28 protein-coding genes, 1 other RNA gene and 1 pseudogene are annotated in these 26,565 nt (G+C 68.6%); 18 read left to right on the top strand and 12 right to left on the bottom strand.

The window, feature by feature from the left end:
* Positions 1–13 precede the first annotated feature (13 nt).
* The 4 genes from ABMY26_RS23315 to efp form a co-directional block, all read right to left on the bottom strand.
* Complete coding sequence (locus ABMY26_RS23315) at positions 14–1,207, bottom strand: flagellar motor protein MotA (protein ID WP_372397005.1); 1,194 nt, start codon at positions 1,205–1,207, stop codon at positions 14–16.
* Positions 1,208–1,267: 60 nt separating this feature from the next.
* On the bottom strand, positions 1,268–2,032 hold the full coding sequence (locus tag ABMY26_RS23310; protein WP_372397004.1) for an OmpA family protein: 765 nt from the start codon (positions 2,030–2,032) through the stop codon (positions 1,268–1,270).
* A gap of 49 nt (positions 2,033–2,081) precedes the next feature.
* Positions 2,082–2,879, bottom strand: coding sequence for an inositol monophosphatase family protein (locus tag ABMY26_RS23305; RefSeq protein ID WP_045580608.1), 798 nt, complete (start codon positions 2,877–2,879; stop codon positions 2,082–2,084).
* Between the two features lie 97 nt (positions 2,880–2,976).
* Positions 2,977–3,543, bottom strand: coding sequence for an elongation factor P (efp, locus tag ABMY26_RS23300; RefSeq protein ID WP_098740264.1), 567 nt, complete (start codon positions 3,541–3,543; stop codon positions 2,977–2,979).
* Between the two features lie 416 nt (positions 3,544–3,959).
* On the opposite strand from efp, the gene epmA reads away from it, so the two are divergent.
* Positions 3,960–5,039 (top strand): EF-P lysine aminoacylase EpmA, encoded by a 1,080-nt coding sequence (epmA, locus tag ABMY26_RS23295; RefSeq protein ID WP_372397003.1) that lies wholly within the window; start codon positions 3,960–3,962, stop codon positions 5,037–5,039.
* Between the two features lie 167 nt (positions 5,040–5,206).
* Here epmA and ABMY26_RS23290 read toward each other — a convergent pair whose 3' ends face one another.
* From ABMY26_RS23290 to ABMY26_RS23265, 6 genes are all read right to left on the bottom strand, one after another.
* Positions 5,207–6,538, bottom strand: a complete 1,332-nt coding sequence (locus tag ABMY26_RS23290) for an OmpP1/FadL family transporter (RefSeq protein ID WP_372397002.1) — start codon at positions 6,536–6,538, stop codon at positions 5,207–5,209.
* 272 nt (positions 6,539–6,810) lie between these two features.
* Positions 6,811–7,617: a TSUP family transporter gene (locus tag ABMY26_RS23285; protein WP_372397001.1), complete on the bottom strand. Its 807-nt coding sequence runs from the start codon at positions 7,615–7,617 to the stop codon at positions 6,811–6,813.
* An 83-nt stretch (positions 7,618–7,700) separates the two neighbouring features.
* Positions 7,701–8,375, bottom strand: coding sequence for a thiamine phosphate synthase (thiE, locus tag ABMY26_RS23280; RefSeq protein WP_372397000.1), 675 nt, complete (start codon positions 8,373–8,375; stop codon positions 7,701–7,703).
* Between the two features lie 3 nt (positions 8,376–8,378).
* On the bottom strand, positions 8,379–9,308 hold the full coding sequence (locus tag ABMY26_RS23275; RefSeq protein ID WP_372396999.1) for a class I fructose-bisphosphate aldolase: 930 nt from the start codon (positions 9,306–9,308) through the stop codon (positions 8,379–8,381).
* Positions 9,309–9,474: 166 nt separating this feature from the next.
* Complete coding sequence (locus tag ABMY26_RS23270; RefSeq protein ID WP_372396998.1) at positions 9,475–9,720, bottom strand: hypothetical protein; 246 nt, start codon at positions 9,718–9,720, stop codon at positions 9,475–9,477.
* Between the two features lie 51 nt (positions 9,721–9,771).
* The gene (locus ABMY26_RS23265) at positions 9,772–10,266 is read right to left on the bottom strand and encodes a hypothetical protein (RefSeq protein WP_372396997.1); all 495 of its coding nucleotides are present in this window, start codon (positions 10,264–10,266) and stop codon (positions 9,772–9,774) included.
* Positions 10,267–10,499: 233 nt separating this feature from the next.
* On the opposite strand from ABMY26_RS23265, the gene ABMY26_RS23260 reads away from it, so the two are divergent.
* On the top strand, positions 10,500–10,844 hold the full coding sequence (locus ABMY26_RS23260; protein ID WP_372396996.1) for a type II toxin-antitoxin system HicB family antitoxin: 345 nt from the start codon (positions 10,500–10,502) through the stop codon (positions 10,842–10,844).
* Between the two features lie 163 nt (positions 10,845–11,007).
* Positions 11,008–12,696 (top strand): methyl-accepting chemotaxis protein, encoded by a 1,689-nt coding sequence (locus ABMY26_RS23255; protein WP_372396995.1) that lies wholly within the window; start codon positions 11,008–11,010, stop codon positions 12,694–12,696.
* A 63-nt stretch (positions 12,697–12,759) separates the two neighbouring features.
* Here the strand turns inward: ABMY26_RS23255 and gap are convergent, their stop codons facing one another.
* The gene (gene gap, locus ABMY26_RS23250; protein ID WP_372396994.1) at positions 12,760–13,767 is read right to left on the bottom strand and encodes a type I glyceraldehyde-3-phosphate dehydrogenase; all 1,008 of its coding nucleotides are present in this window, start codon (positions 13,765–13,767) and stop codon (positions 12,760–12,762) included.
* A 74-nt stretch (positions 13,768–13,841) separates the two neighbouring features.
* Entirely contained in the window at positions 13,842–15,836 is a 1,995-nt protein-coding gene (tkt, locus tag ABMY26_RS23245) for a transketolase (RefSeq protein WP_372396993.1), read from the bottom strand.
* A gap of 377 nt (positions 15,837–16,213) precedes the next feature.
* Between tkt and ABMY26_RS23240 the strand changes: the two genes are divergently transcribed.
* The 15 genes and pseudogenes from ABMY26_RS23240 to tolB all read left to right on the top strand — a co-directional run bounded on the left by ABMY26_RS23240 (position 16,214) and on the right by tolB (position 26,458).
* Positions 16,214–16,438: a hypothetical protein gene (locus tag ABMY26_RS23240; RefSeq protein ID WP_372396992.1), complete on the top strand. Its 225-nt coding sequence runs from the start codon at positions 16,214–16,216 to the stop codon at positions 16,436–16,438.
* Between the two features lie 4 nt (positions 16,439–16,442).
* Complete coding sequence (locus ABMY26_RS23235; RefSeq protein ID WP_372396991.1) at positions 16,443–16,751, top strand: cell division protein ZapA; 309 nt, start codon at positions 16,443–16,445, stop codon at positions 16,749–16,751.
* Between the two features lie 14 nt (positions 16,752–16,765).
* A non-coding RNA gene (ssrS, locus tag ABMY26_RS23230) (6S RNA) lies at positions 16,766–16,929 on the top strand.
* 41 nt (positions 16,930–16,970) lie between these two features.
* Positions 16,971–17,555, top strand: a complete 585-nt coding sequence (locus ABMY26_RS23225; RefSeq protein ID WP_372396990.1) for a 5-formyltetrahydrofolate cyclo-ligase — start codon at positions 16,971–16,973, stop codon at positions 17,553–17,555.
* 21 nt (positions 17,556–17,576) lie between these two features.
* Positions 17,577–18,413 carry a YmdB family metallophosphoesterase gene (locus ABMY26_RS23220; RefSeq protein WP_372396989.1) on the top strand — a complete coding sequence of 279 codons (837 nt, stop codon included), beginning with the start codon at positions 17,577–17,579 and terminating at the stop codon, positions 18,411–18,413.
* Between the two features lie 179 nt (positions 18,414–18,592).
* Positions 18,593–19,345, top strand: coding sequence for a YebC/PmpR family DNA-binding transcriptional regulator (locus tag ABMY26_RS23215; RefSeq protein ID WP_372396988.1), 753 nt, complete (start codon positions 18,593–18,595; stop codon positions 19,343–19,345).
* A gap of 84 nt (positions 19,346–19,429) precedes the next feature.
* Positions 19,430–19,897, top strand: a pseudogene (gene ruvC / locus ABMY26_RS23210) (crossover junction endodeoxyribonuclease RuvC); the annotation flags it as partial.
* A gap of 6 nt (positions 19,898–19,903) precedes the next feature.
* On the top strand, positions 19,904–20,470 hold the full coding sequence (locus ABMY26_RS23205; protein ID WP_372399055.1) for an endonuclease domain-containing protein: 567 nt from the start codon (positions 19,904–19,906) through the stop codon (positions 20,468–20,470).
* Positions 20,471–20,473: 3 nt separating this feature from the next.
* Positions 20,474–21,100: a Holliday junction branch migration protein RuvA gene (ruvA, locus tag ABMY26_RS23200; protein ID WP_372396987.1), complete on the top strand. Its 627-nt coding sequence runs from the start codon at positions 20,474–20,476 to the stop codon at positions 21,098–21,100.
* On the top strand, positions 21,097–22,185 hold the full coding sequence (gene ruvB, locus ABMY26_RS23195) for a Holliday junction branch migration DNA helicase RuvB (RefSeq protein WP_372396986.1): 1,089 nt from the start codon (positions 21,097–21,099) through the stop codon (positions 22,183–22,185). Before ruvA ends, ruvB begins: the two co-directional genes overlap by 4 nt.
* Positions 22,178–22,672 carry a tol-pal system-associated acyl-CoA thioesterase gene (ybgC, locus tag ABMY26_RS23190; protein WP_372396985.1) on the top strand — a complete coding sequence of 165 codons (495 nt, stop codon included), beginning with the start codon at positions 22,178–22,180 and terminating at the stop codon, positions 22,670–22,672. The genes ruvB and ybgC overlap by 8 nt, the downstream gene beginning before the upstream one ends.
* Positions 22,673–22,726: 54 nt before the next feature.
* A complete protein-coding gene (tolQ, locus tag ABMY26_RS23185) occupies positions 22,727–23,461 on the top strand; it encodes a protein TolQ (RefSeq protein ID WP_372396984.1) in 735 nt (244 codons plus the stop codon).
* A 3-nt stretch (positions 23,462–23,464) separates the two neighbouring features.
* Complete coding sequence (locus ABMY26_RS23180) at positions 23,465–23,947, top strand: ExbD/TolR family protein (protein WP_372396983.1); 483 nt, start codon at positions 23,465–23,467, stop codon at positions 23,945–23,947.
* A 16-nt stretch (positions 23,948–23,963) separates the two neighbouring features.
* Positions 23,964–25,103 carry a hypothetical protein gene (locus ABMY26_RS23175; protein ID WP_372396982.1) on the top strand — a complete coding sequence of 380 codons (1,140 nt, stop codon included), beginning with the start codon at positions 23,964–23,966 and terminating at the stop codon, positions 25,101–25,103.
* 2 nt (positions 25,104–25,105) lie between these two features.
* Entirely contained in the window at positions 25,106–26,458 is a 1,353-nt protein-coding gene (gene tolB, locus ABMY26_RS23170; protein WP_372396981.1) for a Tol-Pal system beta propeller repeat protein TolB, read from the top strand.
* Positions 26,459–26,565: the final 107 nt, after the last annotated feature.

Below are 26,565 nucleotides of genomic sequence, written 5' to 3'. Positions count from 1 at the left end.
ACGCCCTGTAAGATCAGCGCTGCTGCTGGTCGGCTTCTTCGGCCAGCGCGGCGATGGTGCGGGCCAGCAGCTTGATCTCGCTGCGGATTTCCTGCACCGCCTGGACGCGGCCGTTGGAGGACTCCTCGACGATGCGGGCGAGGTAGATGTCCATGTTGCGCAGATGCTGGCGCGAGGCGTCGTCGAAGCCGGCGGTGGCATTGTCCGCCAGCCGGTCGAGCAACCCCTTTACCTCGAGCTGGTTCTCGCCCAGACGCAGCAGGAGTTGCTGTTCCGCCCTCATATGGTCGGTCAGGCTCGATAGCCGTTCGGTCAAGGCCATCAGGTTGGCGTTGGCGGCACGGCGGCCTTCCTCCGCCGTCGCGACGGTGCGTTGCAGCGAGTCGAGGTTCTCGGCGGTCTGCTCCAGCAGGGCGGTGAGGTAGGCCGACGCCGAATGGTCGCCCGATTCGAGCCCGCCGGCAGCGCCGCTCGAAAGCCGGGTGGCGCTCGACAGCCAATCCTCCAGATCCTGGAAGAAGCGGTTGTGCGCCTGGCTGGCCTGGAGTTCCAGGAAGCCCAGCACCAGCGATCCGGCCAGACCGAACAGCGAGGAGGAGAAGGCGGTGCCCATGCCGACCAGCGGCGCTTCCAGCCCCTGCTGCAGATGGGAGAACATGGTGCCGACGTCGCCGCCCTGCACAGACAGGCTGCCGATGACGCTGCCGACCGACTGCACGGTGTGCAGCAGTCCCCAGAAGGTGCCGAGCAGGCCGAGGAAGATCAGCAGCCCGATCAGGTAGCGCGACAGCTCCCGCGATTCGTCGAGTCGCGACGCGATGCCGTCCAGCAGCGAACGCATCGACAGCGCCGACAGGGTCAGCCGGCCGCGCCGCTCGCCGAGCATGCGGGCCATCGGCGCCAGCAGGACCGGTTCCTGGAGGGTGGCGGGGGAAACCCCGCTCTGATACTGCTCCAGCCAGTCCACCTCCGGGCGCAGCATCAACACCTGGCGGAAGATGAAGGCAATGCCGGCCAGCAGCGTGGCGAGGATGACGCCGTTCAGCGGCGCGTTGTTCAGGAAGGCGGAGCGCAGGGCGGGGAACAGCAGCCCGCATACGATGCCGACAACCACCAGGAACAGGATCATCCGGGTCAGGAACCGCGCGGGGCGTGTCATGAGGGCGGATATCTCCTGCGGTCGGGACGTCGGGATGGTGGCGGTCATGATGCTCCGAAGGGGATGTTCCGATCAGACCCCGCGCACTGTGGGCTCTACTGGTGGGCGCTACTCGTTCAGAAATACGATGTCGATACGGTCGGCCGCCCCGCTTCCCTCTTCGACGCCCAACGCGCGGACATCGACGCGGGCGCTCCGGATCCCGAAGGCGGTCAGCCGCTCGCGCAGGGCCAGCGCCCGGGCGAGCGAGCGTTGCCGTGCCTCGCGCGCCGTGTCCGCGGTGCCGCTGGCATAGGACCTCAGTTGGAGCCTTGCGGTGTCGCTGGCGCGCAGCCGCTCGACGATCCGGTCGACCAGGGCGTCGGCCGTATCGGGCAGATTGGTGGCGTCGCCCTGGAACGCAAGGCTCAAAACACTCGAAGGTGGCAGGCTAGCCGCAGGGGGTGCCGCTTCCGGGGCAGGCGGCAGCGCCGCTGTGTCGGTCCGCGGGGCAGGCGGCGGCTCCACCGGTGCGGTGCCGGAGACCGGCGGGGGCGCCGGCGCCTGGGAGGCCGGGGCGGACGGTTGCGTCCCCTGATCGCGGGCGGCGGTACGCGGCGCCGGTTGGGCCGGGCCTTCCGTCAAGTCGGGCAACGGCGGCGCTTCCAGCGGCTGCGGCAGGACGAGCCGCGGCGGTGCCTTCACGGTCGGAGGGGTGCGCAGGCTCGGGCGCGGCGGGACAGGCAGCGGAACCGCGTTTTCCAGAGACAGCGCAGGCGGGGCTGCCGCCTGCGCTGGCGCACAGAGCGCCCAGACCGCGCACAGCGTGGCGGCGACGGCACGGAGCTTGCGGTCGGCGTGTTCCCAGCGGCCCAAAGCGATGTGTCCACTCAAACCCTTGATCTGCGAACCATAGCCTATCGATCGCTCCAGCCGCAACGCCTCAGCCCTTGGCGCTCTTCAGCAGGCGGGCGACCGGCACCTGGAGATGGCTGTTGGCGGCGAGCACGTTGCCGGTGAAGACCGGGTTGCGTCCACCGTCGATCTCGCCGACGAAACCGCCGGCCTCGGTGACCATCAGCACGCCCGCGGCGCAATCCCACGGCGCGAGGCCGCGTTCCCAATAGGCGTCGAATCGACCGGCGGCGGTATAGGCGAGGTCGAGCGAGGCGGCGCCGAAGCGGCGGATGCCGGCGACCTCCTTCATCACCGCCTCCTGCTCCTTCAGGAAACCGGCATGGTCGCCGCGGCCCTTGAAGGGGATGCCGGTGGCGATCACGCAATCCTCGAGCCGGCGGCGTTCGGACACGCGCAGGCGGGAGTGGTTGACGAAGGCGCCGGCACCTTTCTCGGCCCAGAACAGCTGGTCGCCGATCGGCGCGTAGATGACGCCGGCGACGATCTCGCCGCCCCGCTCGGCGGCAATGGAGATCGCCCAGTGCGGAATGCCGTGCAGGAAGTTGGTGGTGCCGTCGAGCGGGTCGACGATCCAACGCGCATCGGCATCGCTGCCCTTGGATGCGCCGCTCTCCTCCATCAGGAAGCCGAATTCCGGCCGCGCCTTCTGCAGTTCCTCGCGCAGGGTGCGTTCGGCCTTCAGGTCGGCGGCGGACACGAAGTCGGCCGGCCCCTTGCGCGACACCTGGAGATGTTCGACCTCGCCGAAGTCGCGGACGAGACCTCGGGCGGCCTTCTCGGCGGCGCGGACCATGACGTTGATGAGAGCGGAGCGGGTGGCCATGGGTGTGGGTGTACCGTTTGATGCAGGAACCAGAAAACAATACACCGGCCTCCGCGCTTGGCGAAGACCGGTGACAGCAGGACGGACCGGAGAAGGATCAGTCCTTGGCGCGCTCGACATACTCGCCCGACGCGGTGTCGACGACGACCCGGGTCCCGGCCTCGATGTGCGGCGGAACCAGGATCGACACGCCGTTCTCCAGCTTGGCCGGCTTGTAGGAGGACGATGCGGTCTGGCCCTTCACCACCGGGTCGGATTCGGTGATCAGCAGCGTGACCTTGCCGGGGATCTCGACGCCCAGCGGGCTGCCCTCGTGGCTCTGCACGGTGACTTCCATGCCGTCCTGCAGGAACACCGCCGGCTCGCCGATGATGTCGCGCGGGATGCTGACCTGCTCGAAGGATTCCTTGTCCATGAAGGTGAAGCTGTCACCTTCGGCGAAGAGGAAGGTCATTTCATGCTCGTCCAGGCGAGCGCGCTCGACAGTCTCCTGGGTGCGGAACCGCTCGATCGACTTGTTGCCGGTGCGAACGTCCTTCATTTCCAGCTGGATGAAGGCGCCGCCCTTGCCAGGCTGCACGATGGCGGTTTTGGTGATGACCCAGAGCTTTCCGTTGTGCTCCAGCACATGGCCGGGGCGCATCGTATTGGCATTGACCTTCATGGCGTACTCGTGAATTCCAAGATGCGGGCGGCGCGGACCCTACCAGCTTGACCGCGCATAGGCAACGACGCGGAACGGTAAAGGCCGGCGTGCCGGGCGATTGTGTGGCGAATCGGGCCGGGCCGCCGGCCGGACGGCAGGAATGGAACATTTGAAACCGGGTGAAACAGTGGACCGGCCCTGTTCCATGTTCCATTGTGCCGCGGGCCGGGACGGTCCGAACCGGGAAACGGGGATCGCACCGGCGGCCGGCGGCTGGACATGCGGGAGGCTCCGGGATCGGATGCGGGCCGTTCCACTCTATCACGCCGCTCCGGAAGCGATAAGGTCAGGGTGGAAATCGTCCTGCCGGCCCGCAGCATCGTCCAGTCTTCCCGGCCCGATTTCCGCCCCAGCCTTCCTCAAGAGCGCTCCTTATGTCCATTCGTCCCCGATCCACCGATCTCCCCTCCGGTCTTCCCCCCTGGCATCCCGAGGCGCTGGCCCGCCGCCGGCCCTATCTGGCCGCGCGCGGCCGGGTGCTGGGCGCCGTCCGCCGCGTGTTCGAGGACCAGGGCTTCGTCGAGGTCGATACGCCGGCCCTCCAGGTCTCGCCGGGGATGGAACCGCATCTCCAGGCCTTCGCCACCGAGCTGCAGGGACCCCATCCCGACGACCGGCGGCGGCTGTACCTGCACACCAGCCCTGAATTCGCCATGAAGAAGCTGCTGGTCGCGGGGGTGCCGCGGCTGTGGCAGCTGGCCCATGTCTACCGCAACGGCGAGCGGTCGGGTACCCACGCCCCGGAATTCTCGATGCTGGAATGGTATCGGGCGGGCGACGGCTACCGCACCCTGATCGGCGACTGTCAGGACCTGTTGCGCGCCGGGGCCGAGGCGGGCGGGCGGCGGCGCTTCGAGTTCCGCGGCATGACCTGCGACCCCTTCGCGCCGTGGCGGGTGCTGACGGTGCCGGACGCCTTCACCGACTATGCCGGCATCGACCTGATGGCGACCTATGACGGCAGCCACGATCCCGATCCGGCGGCGCTGGCGGCGGAGGCCGCGCGCATCGGCATCGCGCCCCATGCGGGTGACCGCTGGGAGGATATCGTCTTCCGCATCATGTTCGAACGGATCGAACCGCATCTCGGCGCCGGGGTGCCCTGCGTGCTGACCGACTATCCGCTGTGCATGGCGGCGCTGTCGCGGCCGAAGCCGGAGGATCCGCGGCTGGCCGAACGGTTCGAGCTGTATGCCTGCGGCCTGGAGCTGGCGAACGCCTTCGGCGAACTGACCGACCCGGCGGTGCAGCGCGCCCGTTTCGAGGCCGACATGGAGTTGAAGGAGCGGATCTACGGCGAACGCTTCCCGGTCGACGAGGATTTCCTCGCCGCGCTGGAGCTCGGCATGCCGCAGAGCAGCGGCATCGCCATGGGGTTCGACCGGCTGGCGATGCTGTGCAGCGGTGCGGACAGCATCGATCAGGTGCTGTGGCTGCCGGTGGCAGGATTCTGAGATGGTGGGGCTCTCCCTCTCCCGCCCCGGGAGAGGGAAGGGGCCCAAGCTGAGCTTGGGAAGGGTGAGGGGCAATCCAAGGATCAATATCCATGTCCGGATTGCCCCTCACCCTCCCGCCTGCGGCGGGTCCCTCCCTCTCCCGGGGCGGGAGAGGGCAAGCCCGGTCAGAAGGTGAACTTCGCCTGCAGGCCGATCAGGTCGATGCTGCTCTTGTAGTCGGCCGTCAGGTTGCCGCGGCCGGCTTCGGGGCCGGTCAGGTCGTCGCTCAGCGCGACCGAGGTCTTCGGGATGAAGACATGCGAATAGGCGGCGTCGACCCGGATGCTGTCGGTGACCTGATAACCGGCGCCGACCGACAGCCAATAGCGGTTCTGCTCCGGAATGCGCGGCGTGCGGTAGTCGACGTCGACCGACCCCTTGTCGAAGGCGATGCCGCCACGCAGCGTCAGCTTGTCGGTCACCTTGTAGGAGGTGCCCAGCGCGTAATACCAGGTGTCCTTCCAATGCTCCTCGGTCACCGAGTTGAGCGCCGGATTGGCGATGTTGACCCGCAGCTCCCGGAAGCGCGACCAGTTGGTCCACTGCACGTCGGCCATCACCGCCCAGCGGTCGTCGACCTCATGGTACAGGCCGATGGAGGCGATGTCCGGGGTGGTCAGATCCGCGTTGGCGCCCTGGGCCGGCAGGGCTCCGGAGAGCGCCGACGGCAGGCCGGTGAAGGAGATGTTGCCGGTCAGCGTGTGCTTCACCGCCGAGCGGTAGGCGAGGCCGACGCGGGTGCCCTTGACCGGCTCGACCAGGGCGCCGAGCGTGAAGCCCCAGCCCCAATCGTCGCCGGTGACGTCGCTCTTGACGTCGAGCGATCCCGGGCGCCCGAGCCGGCTGGCGCCGAAGTCCGACGACTGCGACAGCTTCGCCTTGGCGTACTGGATCTGCACGCCGCCGCCGATGATGATCGTCGGGTTGATGCGGTAGGACACCGACGGCACGAAATTGTAGGTGCGCAGGTCGGACCGGATGCCGTGGTAGCGGCCGATCCAGTTGTCGCCGTAATCGGTGACGAGACCCCAGGGACCGTTGGCCGACAGGCCGACCTTCAGGTCGTCGTCGATCGAATAGACGAAATAGCCGGCCGGGACGATGGCGTCCTGGGCGATGTCGCCGGGCGAGGCGTTGCCGCCGATCGAGGTGCCGCCCAGCCTTGCGGCGCGGGTCGCGCGGGCGTTCTCGACCTTCGACTTGACGATGACGCCGGTGGCGGTCTGGACGACCTCGGTCCCGGTGACCAGCCCCATGGTGGCCGGGTTGTAGAACATGGCGCTGGCATCGCCGTTGCCGCCGGCGGTGACGCCGGCATAAGCGGTGCCCTGGCCGGATACGCTCTGCTCCTTCAACGCAAAGCCGGCGGCGAAGGCCGTCGAGGCCGTCGCGAGCGGCGCGACCACCGCGATGGCGGCGGCGGTCATCAGGCGTGTCTTGAGCGTCGTCGGAGACATGGTTCCTTCCCCCAATTGTGTTGTTGACGCAATGATACACGAACTGACGCTTACGTAAAGGGGCGGCCACCACTTTTTGTTGGACGGACGAACAGTCTTGCCGGCCTGATCGGAAAGCGGAAGGCAAAAAATATGTATGAGGCGATGTACCGCCGCCGGCCGGACGAGGTGCTCCGGCGGTGCGGACCTTCGCCGGTCAGTCGGTGCGGCGAATTATCGCGGGCGATCGGGAAAATGGGAAAAGCCGGCGGACGGCCGGCGGGCCGAGGCCGTCAGGCGATCCAGGCGACCGCGGCGGAGAACATCTGGCGCAGGATGTTCTGGTCGTCGCTCCACACCAGCTTGGCGGTGATGACGATGGAGGCGACCACCAGCATCGGCCGCACGACGCGCGCGCCGTTGCGGATCACCATGTGGGCGCCGGCCTGGGCGCCGATATACTGGGCGACGCCCATCACCAGCCCCACCGTCCACAGCACATGGCCGCCGACGATGAAGAACAGCAGCGACGCGACGTTGCTGGTCAGGTTCAGCACCTTGGTATGGGCCGTCGCCTTGCGCAGGTTGTAGCCGAGCAGCGAGACGAAGGCGATGGCGAAGAAGGTGCCGGTGCCAGGCCCGAAGAAGCCGTCATAGAAGCCGATGCCGGTGCCGATGCTGAGCGCGAAGGCGTGTTCGCCGATTCGCTGGTGGGCGTCGACGTCGCCGGCCTTGGGCGACAGCAGCAGATAGACGGCGATGCCGATCAGCAGGATCGGGATGATGTCGCGCAGGAAGCTGGGATCGAGCATCTGGACCAGCGTGGCCCCGGCCCCGGCCCCGACGAAGGTGCAGACGATCATCGTCCGCATCGCCGAGGGATGGACCTCGCCGCGGCGGACGAACTTGATGGTGGCGGACAGCGATCCGAAGCTCGATTGCAGCTTGCCGGTCGCCAGCGCCTCGGCGGGGGACAGTCCGGCCGCCAGCAGGGCGGGGATGGTCAGCAGGCCGCCGCCGCCGGCGATGGAATCGACGAAACCGGCCAGCAGGCCGACGGCGAACAGGATGCCCAGCGACTCGGGCGTCAGAAGGTCCATGATCCTGGGAAAGTCCGCTTAAGGGTGCCGGTCGGCAGGGCCGGCATCCAGAAGACGAACCGGCAGGGCCGGCATATGTACGCTCAGCCGGCCGAACCGGCAAGCGCCGCCTCGATGGCGGCATTCAGCGCCCTGACCCCGGCAGCCGGACCTTGGGCATGGCCCCAGACCGCATTGACCACGGCCAGGAAATCGGCGCCTGCGGTGACCAGCGGCGCGCAGTTGTCGGCGGTGATGCCGCCGATCGCCACGCAGGGAACCTCCATCAGTTCCGACCACCAGCGCAGCAGCTCCGGCTCGGCCTGATACTCGGCGGTCTTGGTGGCGGTGGGGAAGAAGGCGCCGAAGGCGACATAGTCCGCCCCCTCCTCGCCGGCGATCATGGCGAGATGGCGGCTGTCATGGCAGGTGACGCCGACGATGGCATCGTTGCCGAGGATCTTGCGGGCGTCGCGATAGGGGGTGTCGGACTGGCCGACATGCACGCCGTCGCATCCCGTCTCGCGAGCCAGCCGGGGATGGTCGTTGAGGATGAAGGCGACCTCGCGCTCCTGCGCGATGGGGCGCAGCAGGTCGCAGGCCCGGCGGATGTCGTCGTCGGAACAGTCCTTCAGACGCAGCTGGACGCAGGCGACGTCGCCGGCATCCAGCGCCTCCGCCAGAAGCGGCGCGAACGCCGCCGGCTCCAGGGCCGGCGGCGTCACGAGGTACAGTCGGCAGGCGGCAGGTTCCACCTGCGACGGCTTTCCCTTGGCCAAGTGTTACTCCCGGCCCTGGTAGATCTTCATGATCCGGTCGAGCAGCTTGAGGGCATCCTCGCGCGGGCGCTGGAAGGCGTTGCGGCCGATGATCGAGCCGTTGCCGCCGCCGTCGCGGATGGCGCGGGCATCCTCGAACACCGCGTCCTCGCCCTTGGTGGCGCCGCCGGAGAAGACGACGATGCGGCGGCCGTTGAAGGCGCACTGCATGATGTGCTTCACGCGCTCGGCCTGGGTGGCGATCGGGATCTGCTTGGACTCGTAGATCTTCTTGGCTTCCGGCTGCTCCAGCGTGGCCGACGGCAGCTTGACCTTGATGATGTGGGCGCCCAGCAGCGCGGCCATGTGGGCGGCATAGCCGATCACGTCGATGGCCAGTTCGCCGTCCTTGGTGACGGCGCCGCCGCGCGGGTAGGACCACAGCACGGTGGCGAGGCCGTAGGACTTCGCCTCCTTCGACAGCTCGCGGAACTCCTCGTACTGGTCGTACATGCAGTCGGAGCCGGGATAGATGGTGAAGCCGATGGCCGACGCGCCGATGCGCAGCGCGTCCTGGACCGAGGCGGTCACGGCCTGGTCGGCCGCTTCCTTCTGGGTCGACAGGCTGTTGGCGCTGTTCATCTTCAGGATCAGCGGGATCGAGCCGGCGAAGGTGCCGGCGCCGGCCTCGAGCGAGCCCAGGGGGGCGGCGTAGGCGTTGCAGCCGGCGTCGATGGCCAGCTGGTAGTGGTAGTGCGGGTCGTAGCCGGCGTCGTTCGGGCCGAAGCTGCGGGCCGGGCCATGCTCGAAGCCCTGGTCGACCGGCAGGATCACCAGCTTGCCGGTGCCGCCGAGCTTGCCTTCCATCAGGATGCGGGCGAGGTTCGCCTTGGTGCCGGGATTGTCGCTCTCGTAATTGGCGAGAATGTCTTTGACGCGGCGCGTGAGCTTCATTGTGGCTCTTCCCCTGGGGCATTCTTGGAAATGGCGCCGTCTTAGCCCGTATTCGGCCATTTTGCAACGGCGGGAGGGGCATAAAGCGGCCATTTGCCACGCCTGAACGGCCTAGGGCCTGCGGCCGGCGGCGGCCCGGCCGGGCGGTTTCCGCCGGCCGAACGGGCTAGGGCAGAAGAGACCCGACCACCGCATAGAGTCCATAGCCGGCGCCGCCCAGCACCGCCCAGGACGCCGCTGTCAGCCCAACCCAGACGGCCACCAGCCGCAGGCCGCGCATCTTTTCCGACCCGGGCTCCGGATCGGCCGGATGGCGTCCCGCCCGTCCATCCAGGCGGTGGAGTCCGGCCTGTCCCGAATGGCGGGGCTGCGCGATCGTCTTCTCCGGCGGGGTCAGGCTGGTGATGCTCATGGGCGTTTCGTCCGACATCGGAGGGAGGAGGCGCGTGTCACAAAAATATCGTTAGGTGAATTTACACCACCTTTGCGCGGCGGCGCTGTGCGAAAAAGCGGTAGTCCCGGGCTGACCTTGGTTCCCGGACAGCCAGTCGCGGCATAGGGCCTCCCGTGCGGAACGGCGGCGAAGCCCCTGACCTTCGGCCGGGCCGCAGGTGCCTAGGTCGAGCAGCGGCGGGCAGCGGGTCAGCAGCGTCGCCCCGCCGGCCGCGGCGATGGCCGCCAGCCGCCCGGCCAGATCGGCGCGTCCGGTGAACAGCAGCTGCGGCACGCCGGCCGCCAGCGCACCCTGTGCCTCCCCGGCGCGGTCGCCGCAATCGAGCAGCGCGGCGACCTCCAGTCGCGGATGGGCACGCCGCACCCGCTCCAGCAGTTCCAGCAGCCACAGCGCGCCGCAACCCTCCGGCGCCATCAGCGTCAGCGGCAAAGCCAGCGCATCGGCGGCGGCGGCGGCGGCCAGCGCGTCATCGAGGCCGCGGATCAGGATCGGGTAGGGCGGCATGGGCGGGATCATCGGTTGACGGACGGGCAGGGCGGGCGGGGAAAGGCGCAGTCTAGCGCCGGCCGCGGCACAACCGGAACCGGCGATTCGGCCGACTCCCGGCCAACCGGTTGAGAGAATTGAGGCAGGTCAAACCCTGCGATCGCGCTCCCGGTATATGGTCGGTCATATCGGACACGGCATGTGCATGCCGGTGTCCGTTTCATGGGAATAGCTCCCTCGGGATTGCCGCGATGATGGAATACAAGGGTTACAAGGCCCAGATCGACTTCGACAACGACGAAGGCGTCTTTGTCGGCGAGGTCATCAACACCCACGACGGCATCACCTTTTCCGGCCGGTCTGTGGACGAGCTGCAGGAGTCTTTCCGTCGTGCGGTGGATGATTACCTCGATCTCTCCTGCGACATGGGGGGGGAGGGGGAGCAGCCTTTCTCCGGACGTCTTGCCATCCGCATCAACCCGATCCTGCACCGGGCGCTTGCCGACTGCGCGGCGCGCGAAGGGAAGAGCCTGTCCGCCTGGATCGCCGAATGCCTGGGCCGTGCCGCCGGCGTGATGGATGCGAAGGCCGGGTGAGCGGTCGCAAAATGCGATGCCGAATGCCCATGCCGCCCTGACGGATTGGCGGAATGGCAAGCTGTCCGTGTGCTTGATCGTTGCGCGGCCGTAGCGCCGCCGGCCCTTTCGATTGGCATCGTCCTTGCTGCAGGATCCCTGAACGATAAGGGAGATTGCCGCAATGAACGGACCGAAGATGACCTTGCGGGCGAGGCTGTGGGCGCTTGTGGCGTTGGCCGGCGCCGTGTCCATCGCACTTGCCGCTTCGGCCCTGTGGCTCAACCAGCGCAGCATGCTGGAGGACCGGAAGGAAACCCTGCGCTCCGTCGTGCAGGCGGCCCATGGGCTGGCGACCGGGTACGAGGCGGAGGTCAAGGCGGGACGCCTGACGCGCGAACAGGCGTTCGAGCGGTTCAAGGCGAACGTCAATACCATGTTCTACAACGGCAAGGATTACATCTTCGCCCAGAACATGACCTACCAGACCATCATCCATCCGGTCCGGCCCGACGTCATCGGCAAGGATCAGCGCGACAACAAGGATTCGAACGGCGTGTACTTCGTCCGTGCGCTTGTCGATACCGCGCGGAACCAGGGCGACGGATTCATCGAGTACATGTATCCCAAGCCGAACACCGAACTGCCGCTGCCCAAGCTCAGCTACGTCAAGATGTTCGAGCCCTGGCAGATGACGATCGGCACCGGTGTCTACATCGACGATCTCGACGCCCGCTTCACCAGCAGTCTTTGGACCATGGCGGCCATCGTCGGCGGCCTGGCCCTGCCGGTGGTGGTCCTGATCGCGCTGGTCGGCAACTCGATCAGCCGGCGGATCCGCCGCTTGTCGGACAGCATGCGCTCCCTGGCGGACGGCGACCTGTCGGTCGTCGTTCCGGAAATCGACCGCCGGGACGAGCTGGGCGACATGGGCCGGGCGGTGCAGATCTTCAAGGAGAATGCCGGGGCCCGCCGGCGGCTTGAAACCGAGCAGGCCGACGCCGCCCGCCGTGCCGAGGACGACAGGCGGCGCTCCATGGACCAGCTGGCAGCCCGCTTCGAGGGAACCGTGGGAGGCATGGTCCGCTCGGTGACGACGACGACCGGCACGCTGGAGCAGAAGGTGCGGGCGATGTCGGAGGCGGCCGAACAGACCAGCCGGCTTGCCGGGGTGATGGCGACCGCCAGCACCGATACGGCGGCCAATGTGCAGACCGTCGCCGCCGCGTCGCAGCAGCTGTCCGGCTCCATCGTCGAGATCGGGCAGCAGGTGTCGGAGGCCAGCCGCGTTGCGACCGACGCCGTCGGGATGGCCCAGGAAGCGACCGGCCGCATCGGCAGCCTGGCCCAGGCGGTGGACAGGATCGGTGCCGTCGTCGGGCTGATCAACAGCATCGCCGGACAGACCAACCTGCTGGCGCTCAACGCGACGATCGAAGCGGCGCGGGCCGGCGAGGCGGGCAAGGGCTTCGCCGTGGTGGCGAGCGAGGTGAAGGCGCTCGCCAACCAGACGGCCAAGGCCACCGACGAGATCGGCGGCCAGATGAGCGGCATCCAGGCCGTGACCGGTCAGGCGGTGACGGAGATCCAGAAGGTCTCGGCGGTCATAGAACGGCTGAGCGCCATCGCCACCGCCATCTCAGCGGCCGTGGAGCAGCAGAATGCCGCAACCGCCGAGATCGCCCGGTCGGTCCAGCAGGCGGCGGCCGGGACGGGGGAGGTGTCGTCCAGCATCTCCGGGGTGACCGCGGCGTCCGACGAAAGCGGCCGCACCGCGCGCGAACTGGCCCAGGCGTTGGCCGGGCTGTCCAAGGAGGCGGTTGGCCTGACCGCGCAGGTCGGCGACTTCCTGGCGACCGTGCGGGCCGCATAAGGGGATAGACAAAAAAGGCGCCTTCCCGCGGAGGAAGGCGCCTTTTTCATGCCGGAGCGGAGATTACTTCGCGTTCGCCATGGCGACGGCGGTGTCGCTCATGCGGTTGGAGAAGCCCCACTCGTTGTCGTACCAGGTCATGATGCGGACGAAGTTGCCGTCGATGACCTTGGTCTCGTTCAGCGCGAAGATCGAGCTGTGCGGGTCGTGGTTGAAGTCGGTCGAGACCAGATCCTCGGTGTACGCTTCCAGCACACCCTTCAGCGGGCCGTTGGCGGCGTCGCTGATCGCCTTGGTGATCTCCTCGACCGAGGTGGCGCGCTTGGAGGTGAACTTGAAGTCGACGACCGACACGTTCGGGGTCGGAACGCGCATGGCGGTGCCGTCCAGCTTGCCCTTCAGCTCCGGCAGGACCTTGCCGACCGCCTTGGCCGCGCCGGTCGAGGTCGGGATCATGTTCAGGGCCGCGGCGCGGGCGCGGTGCAGGTCCTTGTGGTTGGTGTCGACGATCCGCTGGTCACCCGTGTAGGAGTGGATCGTCGTCATGAAGCCCTTCTCGATGCCGACCAGATTGTTCAGCACGAAGGCCACCGGGGCCAGGCAGTTGGTGGTGCAGGAGGCGTTGGAGACGATCTTGTGCTCGGCCGTCAGCTTGTCGTGGTTGACGCCGTAGACGACGGTGATGTCCTCGTCGGTCGCCGGGGCGGAGATCAGCACCTTCTCGGCGCCGGCTTCCAGGTGCTTGGCGGCATCGGCGCGCTTGGTGAAGATGCCCGAGCATTCCATGGCGATCTGGACGCCCAGCTCCTTCCACGGCAGCTTGGCCGGGTCACGTTCCTGCACGACCTTGATGGAGTGGCCGTTGACGATCAGGACGCCGTCGCCCGTCTCGATGGTGCCGGGGAAGCGGCCGTGGACGCTGTCGTACTTCAGCAGGTGCGCGTTGGCCTTCAGGTCGGCCAGGTCGTTGATCGCCACCACCTCGACGTCCTTGCGGCCGCTCTCGTAGATGGCGCGCAGAACCAGACGGCCGATGCGGCCAAAACCGTTGATCGCTACCCGTACAGCCATGACTTCCTCCAGTTTGGATACGGGACGCCCGGGATGGGCGGGGCGTCCCTTCGGCTTCTCTCAGAGACGCGCCCTTACAGACGGGCTTTGACGGCGTCCACGACCGCTTCGGCGGTGATGCCGAAATGCTTGTACAGCTCCTGGTAGGGCGCCGACTCGCCGAAACCGGCCATGCCGACGAAGGCGCCCTTGTCGCCGAGCCAGCGGTCCCAGCCCAGACGGATCGCCGCCTCGACGCCGACGCGCACGCCGGTGCCCAGCACCGATGCCTTGTAGGCGTCGTCCTGGCGCTCGAACAGCTCCCAACTCGGCATGGACACAACGGCGGTGCCGATGCCCTGCTCCTGCAGCGCCTTGCGGGCCTCCATCGCCAGCGACACTTCCGAGCCGGTGGCGAGGAGGGTGGCCTTGCGCTCGCCCTCGGCCTCGGCCAGGACATAGGCGCCGCGGGCGGACAGGTTCTCGGGCGTGTGCTCGGTGCGCAGCGTCGGCACGTTCTGGCGGGTCAACGCCAGCACCGACGGGGCGCCGGTGGCCTCCAGCGCGATCTGCCAGCACTCGGCGGTCTCGACCGCGTCGGCCGGGCGCAGAACCAGCAGGTTGGGGATGGCGCGCAGCGCCGCCAGATGCTCGACCGGCTGGTGGGTCGGACCGTCCTCGCCCAGCCCGATCGAATCGTGGGTCATCACGAAGACCGTGCGCTGCTTCATCAGCGCGGCGAGGCGGATCGCCGGACGGCAATAGTCGGCGAACTGCATGAAGGTGCCGCCGTAGGGGATGACGCCGCCATGCAGCGTCATGCCGTTCATCAGCGTCGCCATGCCGTGCTCGCGCACGCCGTAGCGGACGTAGCGGCCGGCGAACTCGCCCTTGCCCTTCACGTCTGCGGTGTTCTTGACCTTGGTGTTGTTCGACGGGGTCAGGTCGGCGGAGCCGCCGATCAGCTCGTGGATCGCCGGGACCAGGACCTCCAGCGTGTTGCCCGAGGCGACGCGGGTCGCCCAGCTCGGCTTGTCGGCGCTGACCTTCTCCTTGAAGGCGACGATGGTGTCGGCCAGGGCGCTGGGCACGCCGCGGCCGAAAGCCTCGTCGAACGCCTTGCCGGCGGCCTCGGTAATGGTCGCGCGGCGGCTGCTCCAGGCGCTGTAGGCGTCGGCGCTGCGGGTGCCTGCGGCGCGCCAGGCCGACAGCACCTCGTCGGGAACGACGAAGGGCTCATGGGTCCAGCCGATGGCGGCGCGGGTCGCGGCGACCTCGTCGGCGCCCAGCGGCGAGCCGTGGCAGCCATGGGTGTTGGCCTTGTTCGGCGCACCCTTGCCGATGATGGTGCGGCAGGCGATCAGCGTCGGCTTGTCGGTGGAGGTCCGCGCCTGGGCGATGGCCTTCGACACCGCGTCGGTGTCGTGGCCGTCGACGGCGATGGTGTTCCAGCCGTAGGAGCGGAAGCGCGCCTGGGTGTCGTCGGTGAAGCTGAGGTCGGTCGAGCCGTCGATGGAGATGTGGTTGTCGTCCCACAGCACGATCAGGCGGTTCAGCCCGAGATGGCCGGCGAGCGAGCAGGCCTCGTGGCTGACGCCCTCCATCAGGTCGCCGTCGGACGCGATGACGTAGGTGTAGTGGTCGATCAGCTCGTCGCCGAAGCGGGCGTTGGTGATCCGCTCCGCCAGCGCCATGCCGACCGCGGTGGAGACGCCCTGGCCCAGCGGCCCGGTGGTCATCTCGATGCCGAGGCTGGGGTCGACTTCCGGGTGGCCGGGGGTCAGGCTGCCCAACTGGCGGAAGCGCTTGATCTCGTCGATGGTCATGCGCTCGTAGCCGGTCAGGTAGGCCAGCGAGTAGAGCAGCATGGAGCCGTGGCCGGCCGACAGCACGAAACGGTCGCGGTCGGGCCAGGCCGGATTCTTCGGATCGAATTTCAGGTACTGGGTGAACAGGACCGTGGCGGCATCGGCCATGCCCATCGGCATGCCCGGGTGGCCGGACTTCGCGGCCTCGACCGCGTCCATGGAGAGCGCGCGGATCGCGCTGGCCATCGTGTGGAGGGAGGGCTGGGCGGAGGCAGCGGACATCTGGCGATTCCTGATGGGGCGGGTGCGCGGTGCGGCGTCGGCAATATTGGTCGCGCGGGTCGCCCCTTGGGCGCCGCGAAACGGGCGCACCATGCAGAACCGCCGTCCGCAGGTCAACATGGGAATGGGATAGGCGCGGGCATGGCAGAAGACGACCTGCGGAAGGCGGGCCGGTCCGTCCGGCGGGCTGCGGCCTTCCGTCACGTCCTGGTATCCGGTATCGGCTTTCCGCGGAAGATGCGGTCGTAACGGTTGACGCGGCCCCGGTGCCGGCCCAACTCTATGCGTTCCGAACCGCAGCGGCTCGGCTTGGCGGGTGCCTCGCCTCCGGCCTTCGCCGCTTCGGCATGACGTGCCCACAGGCCGAGGTTGACTTGATGGATACCCTGAAAGCCGCAATCGACCGCCTCGGCCGGGCCGTGGAACGGCTCGACCATGCGGCCGCCGCCCGCGAGGAACGGGTCGGCCGGCGCGAACAGGAACTGGCGCAGGCGCTGGAGACGGCGCGGGCCGAGCGGGCGACCGCCCAGGCGACGGCGGAGGCGGTGTCCCAGCGGCTGGAGGTCGCCATCGCCCGCCTGCAACACGTGCTGGAGAGCTGACACCATGCCCCAGGTCGACATCGAGGTGAACGGCCGCCTCTACCGCATGCTGTGCGAGGACGGGCAGGAGGCGAGGCTGCGCGAACTGGCCGCCTATGTCGACGAGCGCCTGCGCCGGCTGACCGGCGGCGGCCGTAGCGGTTCGGAAGCGCAGATGATGCTGATGACCTGCCTGGTGCTGGCCGACGAACTGCAGGACGTGCTGTCCGGCAAGGGAATCGCGCCCGCCATCGACGAGGCTGCGGTCGCCGGCGCACTCGATCATGTCGCAAAACGCATCGAAGAGGTTGCCGCGCGGCTCGAGCGCGCCTAGATTGGTACACGGAAGGACCGCTGCCTGGTTCGACAGGCCGCATTAATCCCCAGGGCCGATAACCTTGATCTCTAGGGAGCTGTCCCTGTCCGGCTCATCGGGCCGGATACATGGCGCCCACCTGCTCATGCAGGCCATGGAGGATAGGCACATGGCCACCGGCCGAGGCGGCACCTTCCACCCTTTTCCTCCCGCCCGCGCCTGCAATCCCGATCCGCGATGACGAACCCGCAAGCCAAGGACGCCGCCCGACGCGAGGCGCGTGCCCGGCGCGATGCCATCGCCGATCCCGACCGTGCCGTTGCCGCCACTGCGGTGCGCGACCGCATCGCCGAACTGGCGCGGGACGGGCAGCTGCCGCGCGGTGCCGCAGGCGGTTACTGGCCGCTCGGCTCGGAACTCGACGCGCGGCCGGCTTTGCTCCATCTTGGACATCTCGGGTACCCGGTTTCCCTGCCGGTGTCGGGCCCGCGGGGCACCGCGCTGGCCTTCCGCGACTGGGATCCCGGCGGGCCGATGACGGTCGGGCGTTATGGTATCCACGAGCCGCCGGAGGGCCGCGCATTGCTGCGCCCGTCGCTGCTGCTGGTTCCGCTGCTCGCCTTCGACCGCGGCGGCCACCGTCTGGGCTACGGCGCCGGCTATTACGACCGGACGCTCGACGGGTTGCGGGATGAGGGGGCGGTGCTGGCGGTCGGCGTGGCCTTCGCCGCACAGGAGGTGCCGGCAGTGCCGGTGGACGGCCACGACGAGCGGCTGGACTGGATCGTCACGGAGCGCGAGACGCTTCGGATACGCAAATAGGTTTCAGGAGCAGGGGCGGCGATGCGGATTTTGTTTTTCGGCGACGTGGTGGGCCGGGCCGGGCGCGATGCGGTGATCGCCCACATGCCGGCGCTGCGCGAGCGGCTCGACCCCGACCTGACCGTGGTCAACGGCGAGAATTCGGCCGGCGGCTATGGCGTGACGGTCAAGATCGCCGAGGAGTTCTTCGCCGCCGGCATCGACGTCGTCACGCTGGGCAACCACACCTGGGACCAGAAGGAACTGGTCGGCACCATCGAGCAGCAGCCGCGCATCATCCGGCCGCTGAACTACCCCGAGGGCACGCCCGGCCGCGGCTTCGTCCTGCTGCAGGCGCGCGGCGGGCGCAAGGTGCTGGTGGTCAACGTCCTGCTGCGCCTGTTCATGGAACCGACGGACGATCCCTTCGCCGCGGTCGACCGCGTGCTGAAGGCGCACCGGCTCGGGGCCGGCCAGGGAGCGGGCGGCGTCGATGCCGTGCTGATCGACATGCATGGCGAGGCGACCAGCGAGAAGATGATCATGGGCCATTTCTGCGACGGCCGCGCCTCGCTGGTGGTCGGCACCCACAGCCATGTGCCCACGGCCGACCACATGGTCCTGCCGAAGGGCACCGCCTACCAGTCGGATGCCGGCATGTGCGGCGACTATGACAGCGCCATCGGCATGAAGAAGGAGATTGCGCTGGCCAAGATGGTGCGCAAGCTGCCGACCGAGCGGCTGACGCCGGCCGAAGGCGAGGGCACCGTCTGCGGCTGCTATGTCGAGACCGACGACCGCAGCGGGCTGGCGCTCCGCATCGAGCCGTTGCGCATCGGCGGCCGGCTGAGCCAGACCTTGCCGGAACGCATGCAGTAGCCGGCCGGGCGGCGTGACGCGCGCTGCCATCGGCGCCGCACTCTCGCCATATTGACTTTCTAATCCCGTGGGTGTCGTCTCCCGCGCCGAAGAGGTGCGGTGGGGCGGCAGACCTGTTACATGTGTCGTGCGCTCACCCCGCCGATCGCTCAAATTCCGTTTCGAGGCTCGTTCGACCCATGGCCGGTCATTCCCAGTTCAAGAACATCATGCACCGCAAGGGTGCGCAGGACGCCAAGCGGTCCAAGATCTTCAACAAGCTCGCCCGCGAGATCACCGTCGCCGCCAAGAGCGGCCTGCCGGACCCGGCGGCCAACCCGCGCCTGCGAGCCGCCATCCTGGCCGGCCGCGCGCAGAACATGCCGCGCGACCGCATCGACCGCGCCATCAAGCAGGGCACGCCCGGCGGCGGCGACGACGCCAACTATGAAGAGGTGCGGTACGAGGGCTACGGCCCCGGCGGCGTCGCGCTGATCGTCGAGGCGCTGACCGACAACCGCAACCGCACCGCCGCGGAAGTGCGCTCCAGCTTCACCAAGTATGGCGGCAGCCTGGGCGAGACCAATTCGGTCAGCTTCATGTTCAGCCGCATCGGCGCCATCTTCTACCCGGCGGCCGCGGCGGATGCCGACGCCGTGTTCGAGGCCGCGCTGGAGGCCGGTGCCGACAACGTCGAATCCGACGAGAACGGCCATGAGGTGACGAGCACGGTGGAGAATTTCGGCGCTGTCCGCGACGCGCTGGAGGCCAGGTTCGGCGGTGCGGAGAGCGCGCGCCTGACCTGGCGTCCGCTGAACACCGTCGCGCCCTCCGAGGATGCCGCGGCCAGCCTGCTGAAGCTGCTGGACGTGCTGGAGGACAACGACGACGTCCAGGTGGTCGAGGGCAACTTCGACATCTCCGACGAGCTGATGCAGAAGCTGACCGCGTAATCTGGGCGCTGGTCTTGCAGGCGGAGAGCGGGTGCCGTGTTTGCGCGGGCCGGACGGCGGAATGATGCGGCGGGGCCTTCGCCGGTGCGGCTGCTGGGGATCGACCCCGGCCTGCGCCACACCGGCTGGGGCATCATCGACGTGGCGGGCAACCGCCTGACCCACGTCGCCGACGGCGCGGTGCATTCCGACGACTCCTGTCCGCTGGCCGAGCGGCTGGTGCAGCTGCACGACGCCCTGTCGGCGGTGGTCGAGCGCTACGGCCCCGACGAGGCGGCGGTGGAGGAAACCTTCGTCAACAGCAACGCGGTTTCCACGCTGAAGCTGGGGCAGGCCCGCGCCGTGGCCCTGCTGGTGCCGGCCCAGGCCGGGCTGGCGGTGGCGGAATACGCCAACAACATGGTCAAGAAGGCGGTTGTCGGGCAGGGCCGCGCGGAGAAGGCGCAGGTCCAGACGATGGTGCGCCTGCTGCTGCCCGGCTGCGAGATCGGCAGCCCCGACGCCGCCGACGCGCTGGCCGTGGCGATCTGCCACGCGCACCACCGCGCGAGCTGGCAGATGTGGCGGCGGGGGGACGTGCCGAAACAGGCGCAAAGCGCCCTCTCCCGCCCCGGGAGAGGGAGGGGACCCGCCGTAGGCGGGGAGGGTGAGGGGTTATCCGCACCGTCCCTCGCCAATCAGGCCAAACGCTTCCCAAGCCCTCAGGAAACCGAACGCGCCCGTGTGCTTCTCGGCGATTCCACCGAGGTGGAAAAAATGCTGTGGCAGAAGCTGCGCAACGGCCAGCTTGGGGCAAAATTCCGGCGTCAGGAACCCATATTTGGGTTCACCGTTGACTTCGTCTCGCACGACCACCGGCTGATCATCGAACTCGATGGTGGCCAGCACGCCGAACTGAGCGCCTCCCATGATGAGCGGCGCACGAAGATGCTGGAGCAGGCCGGCTTCCGCATCATGCGCTTCTGGAACACGGATGTCGGCGACAACCTCGACGGTGTCCTGACGATGATCAAGGCACGCCTGGACGAAACCTCCGTCCTGCGACGGCCGGTCGCCGCGGCGAACCCCTCACCCGGCCCTGCGGGCCACCCTCTCCCGGGGCGGGAGAGGGATTCGGAGTCCTGATCCATGATCGCCAAGCTGACCGGCACCGTCGATTCCACCGGCACCGACTGGGTCGTGCTCGACGTGAACGGCGTCGGCTACCTGCTGTCCTGCTCCAACCGCACGCTGTCGCGCATGGCGGTGGGCGAGCGGCTGTCGCTGGTGGTCGAAACCTTCATCCGCGAGGAACGCATCGTCCTGCACGGCTTCGGCGACCAGGCGGAGCGGGACTGGTTCAAGCTGCTGACCACCATCCAGGGCGTCGGCGCCCGGCTGGCGCTGTCGATCCTCGGCGTGCTCGACCCCGACCAGCTGACCCGCGCCATCGCCGCGCAGGACAAGACGGCGCTGGTGCGCGCCGACGGCGTCGGGCCCAAGGTGGCGGCGCGCATCCTGAACGAACTCAAGGACAAGGTCGGCAATCTGGCGCTCGGCCCCGCGGCAAGTGCGGGCGCGCCGGCCGGCAAGGGTACCCCCGCCGCCGCTCCGGGCACCGGCCCGGCGCTGGCCGATGCGGTGTCGGCGCTGGTCAATCTCGGCTACGGCCGGTCGGAGGCCTTCGGCGCGGTCGTTGCCGCCGGGCGCGTGCTGGGCGATGACGCCGGCGTGTCCGATCTGATCCGCCAGGGCCTCAAGGAACTGAGCCAATGAGCGACCCCCAAAACGATCGTCTGGTCCAGCCCGGCCAGGGCTCCGGCGATTCGTCCGAGTCGTCGATCCGCCCGCTGACGCTCGCCGAGTTCATCGGCCAGCGCCAGGCGCGCGAGAACCTGTCGATCTTCATCCAGGCCGCCCGCTCCCGCAACGAGGCGCTCGACCATGTGCTGCTGTTCGGCCCGCCGGGGCTGGGCAAGACCACGCTGGCCCAGATCGTCGCCCGCGAGCTGGGGGTCGGCTTCCGCGCCACCTCCGGCCCGGTCATCGCACGGGCGGGCGACCTCGCCGCCCTGCTGACCAACCTGCAGCCGCACGACGTCCTCTTCATCGACGAGATTCATCGCCTTAATCCCGCCGTGGAAGAGGTGCTCTATCCCGCCATGGAGGATTTCCAGCTCGACCTCATCATCGGCGAAGGCCCCTCGGCACGGTCCATCCGGATCGACCTGCCGCCCTTCACGCTGGTCGGCGCGACGACGCGCAGCGGCCTGATCACGCGCCCGTTGCGCGAACGCTTCGGCATTCCCGTCCGCCTGCAATTCTACGAACCGGACGAACTGGAACTGATCGTGCGCCGCGCCGCCGGCGTGCTCGGCATGGGCATCACGCCTGAGGGGGCGCGCGAGATCGCCAACCGGGCGCGCGGCACGCCCCGCGTGTCGGGCCGGCTGCTGCGCCGGGTGCGTGATTTTGCCGCGGTCGCCGGGGTGGAGGAGGTCGACAAGCGGGTCGCCGACGCGGCCCTGACCCGGCTGGAGGTCGACCGGCTGGGGCTGGACAGCATGGACCGCCGCTATCTCGGGCTGGTCGCCACCAACTATGGCGGCGGGCCGGTCGGGGTGGAGACGCTGGGCGCGGCGCTGGGCGAGCAGCGCGACGTGCTGGAGGAAGTGGTCGAACCCTACCTGATCCAGCAGGGCTTCCTGCAGCGGACCCCGCGCGGGCGCATGCTGACCGACCAGGGCTTCCGCTATCTCGGCCTCAACCCGCCGAGCGCGCCGATCCGGCAGCTCGACCTGCTGGACCGGATTCCGGACGCCGCCGAGGGCGATGCCACCGGGGGCGACGCCGATGAGTGACGCCGCACCGATCTCCGCGCCGTCGCTGTCCGGCTGGTTCGCGGCGGACGGCACCCACCGCTACCCGCTGCGGGTCTATTACGAGGACACCGATGCCGGCGGCATCGTCTACCACGCCAACTACCTGCGCTTCGCCGAGCGGGCGCGGACGGAGATGCTCACCCTGATGGGCTTCCGTCAGGCGGAAATGGCAGCCGGCTCGGGCGATGTCACAGGTGTGTCATTTGCGGTACGGCGCCTGACCATCGATTTTGACGCGCCTGCCAAGCTGGAGGACACGCTTGAAGTCGAAACCCGAATGGTCGATATCCGCGGTGCCTCCTTCGCAGTTGCACAAGCCATCCGCCGCGACGGTCGCGTGCTAGCGCGCGCCGACCTGCAGTTGGTGACCATCAACCGGGCCGGGCGGGCCGTGCGCCTTCCCGAACCGGTGCGTACGGCGATGGAGACACTGCATGCCAAGCAAAAATCCCTACAGCCTGCCTGACCCTTCTTCCCGCCTCTACCCCGTGCCAACTGCGCAAACGCGAGACTGACTGCGATGGACGCCCTGCAAACCGCCCAACTGGCCGGCAATGCCGCCGCCACGACGGCACATGAGATCACCATCCTCGGCCTTTTCTGGCAGGCGGATGCGATCGTCAAGATCGTGATGCTGATGCTCGTCGTCGCTTCGATCTGGTGCTGGGCGATCATCATCGAGAAGCTGATGCGCATCCGGCGGCTCAATGCCCAGGCCGACGCCTTCGAGGAGGCGTTCTGGTCCGGCGGTTCGCTCGACGCGCTGTACGACCGCATCGGCCAGACGCCGGCCGATCCGATGGCCGCCACCTTCGCCGCAGGCATGCGCGAATGGCGCCACGCCGCCGACCGCGGCATCGGCGGCACGATGAAAAGCTCGCTGCAGCAGCGGGTCGAGCGGGTGATGGCGGTGACCATCGGCCGCGAGATGGCGCGGGCCGAGCGCTACATGACCTTCCTGGCCTCGGTCGGCTCGACGGCCCCCTTCATCGGCCTGTTCGGCACGGTGTGGGGCATCATGAACTCCTTCACCTCGATCGCCGGTTCCGGCAACACCAGCCTCGCCGTGGTGGCGCCCGGCATCGCCGAGGCGCTGTTCGCCACCGCCATGGGCCTGCTGGCCGCCATCCCGGCGGTGCTGTCCTACAACAAGTTCTCCACCGATCTCGGCCGCTATGCCGACCGGCTGGACACCTTCTCGGGCGAGTTCTCGGCGATCCTGTCCCGCCACCTCGAGGAGCGGGGAGCCGCCTGAACCATGGCCGGACAACTCGCAGGCAAATCCCACGGGCGCGGCAAGCGCCGGGGCTATCGCGCGATGGCCGAGATCAACATGACGCCGTTCATCGACGTCATGCTGGTCCTGCTGATCGTCTTCATGGTCGCCGCCCCGATGCTGACCGTCGGCGTGCCGGTCGACCTGCCCAAGACCAACGCCGCTCCGCTGGAGCAGCAGAAGGATCCGCTGTTCGTCACCGTGCAGACCGACGGCCGCGTCTTCGTGCAGGAGACGCCGGTGGAACTGACCAACATGGTGCCGCTGCTGATCGCGGTGACCAACAACAACCCCGAGGCCCGCATCCTGGTCCGCGGCGACGCCAAGATCGCCTACGGCAAGATGCTGGAGGTGATGGGCACGATGAGCGCCGCCGGCTTCAAGAAGGTCGGGCTGGTCGCCGAGATGCCGAACGGTCCGGCCGCGTCCAGCGCGCGGGTCGGCGCGCCCGGTCCGGCGCGTTGAGGCGGGCGGAACTCCCATGCGCAAGCCCCTGATCGCCTCGGCGGTGCTGCACGTCGCGCTGGTTGCGCTGATGGTGCTCGGCCTGCCGCCCAGCGATCGCAAGCTCGAAGTGACGGCCTCGATCCCGATCGAGATCGTCGACATCGGCGAGATCACCCAGGCCGCCCGCGTCGAGAAGGGCGAACCGAAGCCGGCGGCCAACGCCGCGGCCCGCCCGCCCGTGCCCGAGGCGAAACCGGCGCCCCCGGCCCCCGAGCCGCCGGACGAGGAGGACGAACCGCCTCCGCCGCCCCCGCCGCCGACCAGGATTCCGGAGCCGCCGAAGGTCGCCCAGGTGCCGCCGCCCCCGCGCGAGCCGACGCCGCCACCCAAGCCGACCCCGGCGCCTCCGCCACCTCCGCCGCCACCTCCGCCTCCGGATCCGGCGCCGTCGCCGACTCCGAAGCCGCCCGAGCCGCCCAAGCCCGAGCCGCCGAAGCCGGAGCCCCCCAAGGTCGAGCCCAAGAAGCCCGAGCCGCCGAAACCGGAACCGCCCAAGGCGGAGCCGAAGAAGCCGGAGCCGGCCAAGGAGGTCGCCAAGGCCGAGCCGCCCAAGGCCGAGGCCAAGAAGCCCGACGTCCCGGCAAAGCAGCCGGAGAAGCCGGCGGCCAAGACCGACCCGCTGTCCGACCTGCTGTCGAACGTCGGGAAGATCAAGCCGTCGGACAACCCGAAGGCTGACGGCAAGGCATCGGCCAGCGCCAACAGCGACGCCAAGCCCAGCCAGAAGACCGCATCCGCGGCTCCGGCCGGGGCGGCGAAGGCGACGAACGGCCCCGAACGGCCGTTCAAGCCGTCGGGCCGGGCGCTGGACGCCATCCGCGGGCAGCTCAGCAAGAACTGGAACTTCGACAGCGGCCGCAAGGACGCGGGCTCGATGCAGATCGAGATCCATGTCGAGGTCGGCCGCGACCACAGCGTGGTGCGCGCCTGGATCGACGACAAGTACCGGTCGCGCTACATGAGCGATGCGGCCTTCCGCGCGTCGGCGGATGCCGCCGTGCGCGCGGTCAAGCGCTCCAGCCCGCTGGAACTGCTGGCCAGCGAGTTCACGCCCCAGACCTATGAGGATTGGCGCTTCATCGTGTTCAATTTCGACCCGAGGGACATGTTCTGACCATGAAGACGAAGACCAGGCTTCTGATGAAGCTGGCCGGGGCCACCGGCGCGCTTCTCCTCTCCCTCGGCGTTGCCGCTCCGCAGGAGGCGCGCGCCGAGTTGCGCATCGACATCACGCGGGGCGTGTCCGAGCCGCTGCCCATCGCGATCACCAGCTTCGCCGGATCGGGCGGGCGTGACGCGCAGATGGGCGCCGACATCTCCAAGGTCATCTCCGACGACCTGGAGCGCTCCGGCCTGTTCAAGCCGCTCGACCCGCGCGGCTTCCTGCAGACGCCGGACCAGCTGCGCACCGGCGAGCCGCGCTACCAGGACTGGAAGGCGCTGGGCGCCCAGGCGCTGGTCGCCGGCAACACCACGACAGGCGGCGACGGCCGGATGAAGGTCGATTTCCGCCTGTGGGACGTTGCCGCCGGCCAGTATATGCAGGGGCTGAGCTACAGCGCCTCGCCGCAGGAATGGCGCCGCATCGCCCACATCGTCGCCGACGCCATCTACAAGCGCCTGACCGGCGAGGACGGCTATTTCGACACGCGCATCGTCTATGTGGCCGAATCCGGCCCGGCGAACGTGCGCAAGAAGCAGCTGGCCATCATGGACCAGGACAGCGCCAACCATCAGTTCCTGACCGACGGCCAGACGCTGGTCCTGACGCCGCGCTTCTCGCCGACGTCGCAGGAAATCACGTACATGTCGTACTTCAACAAGAAGCCGCGCGTGTACCTGTTCAACATCGACACCGGCCGCCAGGAGGTGCTGGGCGACTTCCCCGGCATGACCTTCGCTCCGCGCTTCTCGCCGGACGGCAACAAGGTCATCATGTCGATGGCCCAGAACGGCAACACCGACATCTACACGCTGGACCTGCGCACCCGCCGCCAGACCCAGCTGACCGACGCGCCGGGCATCGACACCGGCCCCAGCTATTCGCCTGACGGCCAGCGGATCGTCTTCGAGTCGGACCGCGGCGGCACGCAGCAGCTCTACACCATGAGCGCCGACGGGTCGGGCGTGAAGCGGCTGACCTTCGGCGAGGGCCGCTATGGGACGCCGGTCTGGTCGCCGCGCGGCGATCTGATCGCCTTCACGCGCCAACGGGGTAGCAGCTTTGCAATCGGCGTAGTCCGTCCGGATGGGACGGGAGAACGGATCCTGACCGAAGCCTTCCATGTCGAAGGGCCGACCTGGGCACCCAACGGCCGCGTCCTCATGTTCTTCAAGGACTTGCCGTCGGGCGACGGCCGCGGCCGCAATGCCAAGCTGTACAGCATCGACATCACCGGCGCGAACGAACGCCGGGTCAGCACGCCCGTCGACGGATCGGATCCGGCGTGGTCGCCCTTGATTCCCTAGTGGAGTAGTCCTATTTTGCGGCAGCGCGGGAGCAATGCTCAAGACAAAGGTCGGATGTCGTCTTTTCGTCGGGGCTTGGCGGAAAGAAGCGGTTCCCGTGCAGACAA

Source organism: Azospirillum sp. HJ39 (assembly GCF_041507355.1).
GTDB lineage: Bacteria > Pseudomonadota > Alphaproteobacteria > Azospirillales > Azospirillaceae > Azospirillum > Azospirillum thiophilum.
Note: the sequence above shows the minus strand (reverse complement) of the source record. Positions and strands in the feature narration are given on the sequence as shown.

Excerpts from the sequence above, each read along its gene's own strand:
- ABMY26_RS23315 (WP_372397005.1), bottom strand. The coding sequence starts at position 1,207 with ATGACCGCCACCATCCCGACGTCCCGACCGCAGGAGATATCCGCCCTC.
- ruvB (WP_372396986.1), top strand. The coding sequence starts at position 21,097 with ATGAGCGACCCCCAAAACGATCGTCTGGTCCAGCCCGGCCAGGGCTCC.
- efp (WP_098740264.1), bottom strand. The coding sequence starts at position 3,543 with ATGAAGGTCAATGCCAATACGATGCGCCCCGGCCATGTGCTGGAGCAC.
- ABMY26_RS23240 (WP_372396992.1), top strand. The coding sequence starts at position 16,214 with ATGGATACCCTGAAAGCCGCAATCGACCGCCTCGGCCGGGCCGTGGAA.
- ABMY26_RS23215 (WP_372396988.1), top strand. The coding sequence starts at position 18,593 with ATGGCCGGTCATTCCCAGTTCAAGAACATCATGCACCGCAAGGGTGCG.
- tolQ (WP_372396984.1), top strand. The coding sequence starts at position 22,727 with ATGGACGCCCTGCAAACCGCCCAACTGGCCGGCAATGCCGCCGCCACG.
- ABMY26_RS23225 (WP_372396990.1), top strand. The coding sequence starts at position 16,971 with ATGACGAACCCGCAAGCCAAGGACGCCGCCCGACGCGAGGCGCGTGCC.
- ABMY26_RS23290 (WP_372397002.1), bottom strand. The coding sequence starts at position 6,538 with ATGTCTCCGACGACGCTCAAGACACGCCTGATGACCGCCGCCGCCATC.
- epmA (WP_372397003.1), top strand. The coding sequence starts at position 3,960 with ATGTCCATTCGTCCCCGATCCACCGATCTCCCCTCCGGTCTTCCCCCC.
- ABMY26_RS23220 (WP_372396989.1), top strand. The coding sequence starts at position 17,577 with ATGCGGATTTTGTTTTTCGGCGACGTGGTGGGCCGGGCCGGGCGCGAT.
- ABMY26_RS23265 (WP_372396997.1), bottom strand. The coding sequence starts at position 10,266 with ATGCCGCCCTACCCGATCCTGATCCGCGGCCTCGATGACGCGCTGGCC.
- ABMY26_RS23255 (WP_372396995.1), top strand. The coding sequence starts at position 11,008 with ATGAACGGACCGAAGATGACCTTGCGGGCGAGGCTGTGGGCGCTTGTG.
- ABMY26_RS23285 (WP_372397001.1), bottom strand. The coding sequence starts at position 7,617 with ATGGACCTTCTGACGCCCGAGTCGCTGGGCATCCTGTTCGCCGTCGGC.
- ABMY26_RS23260 (WP_372396996.1), top strand. The coding sequence starts at position 10,500 with ATGATGGAATACAAGGGTTACAAGGCCCAGATCGACTTCGACAACGAC.
- ABMY26_RS23180 (WP_372396983.1), top strand. The coding sequence starts at position 23,465 with ATGGCCGGACAACTCGCAGGCAAATCCCACGGGCGCGGCAAGCGCCGG.
- ybgC (WP_372396985.1), top strand. The coding sequence starts at position 22,178 with ATGAGTGACGCCGCACCGATCTCCGCGCCGTCGCTGTCCGGCTGGTTC.
- ABMY26_RS23175 (WP_372396982.1), top strand. The coding sequence starts at position 23,964 with ATGCGCAAGCCCCTGATCGCCTCGGCGGTGCTGCACGTCGCGCTGGTT.
- ABMY26_RS23270 (WP_372396998.1), bottom strand. The coding sequence starts at position 9,720 with ATGAGCATCACCAGCCTGACCCCGCCGGAGAAGACGATCGCGCAGCCC.
- gap (WP_372396994.1), bottom strand. The coding sequence starts at position 13,767 with ATGGCTGTACGGGTAGCGATCAACGGTTTTGGCCGCATCGGCCGTCTG.
- ABMY26_RS23305 (WP_045580608.1), bottom strand. The coding sequence starts at position 2,879 with ATGGCCACCCGCTCCGCTCTCATCAACGTCATGGTCCGCGCCGCCGAG.
- ABMY26_RS23235 (WP_372396991.1), top strand. The coding sequence starts at position 16,443 with ATGCCCCAGGTCGACATCGAGGTGAACGGCCGCCTCTACCGCATGCTG.
- tkt (WP_372396993.1), bottom strand. The coding sequence starts at position 15,836 with ATGTCCGCTGCCTCCGCCCAGCCCTCCCTCCACACGATGGCCAGCGCG.
- ABMY26_RS23205 (WP_372399055.1), top strand. The coding sequence starts at position 19,904 with ATGTGGCGGCGGGGGGACGTGCCGAAACAGGCGCAAAGCGCCCTCTCC.
- ABMY26_RS23275 (WP_372396999.1), bottom strand. The coding sequence starts at position 9,308 with ATGAAGCTCACGCGCCGCGTCAAAGACATTCTCGCCAATTACGAGAGC.
- ruvA (WP_372396987.1), top strand. The coding sequence starts at position 20,474 with ATGATCGCCAAGCTGACCGGCACCGTCGATTCCACCGGCACCGACTGG.
- tolB (WP_372396981.1), top strand. The coding sequence starts at position 25,106 with ATGAAGACGAAGACCAGGCTTCTGATGAAGCTGGCCGGGGCCACCGGC.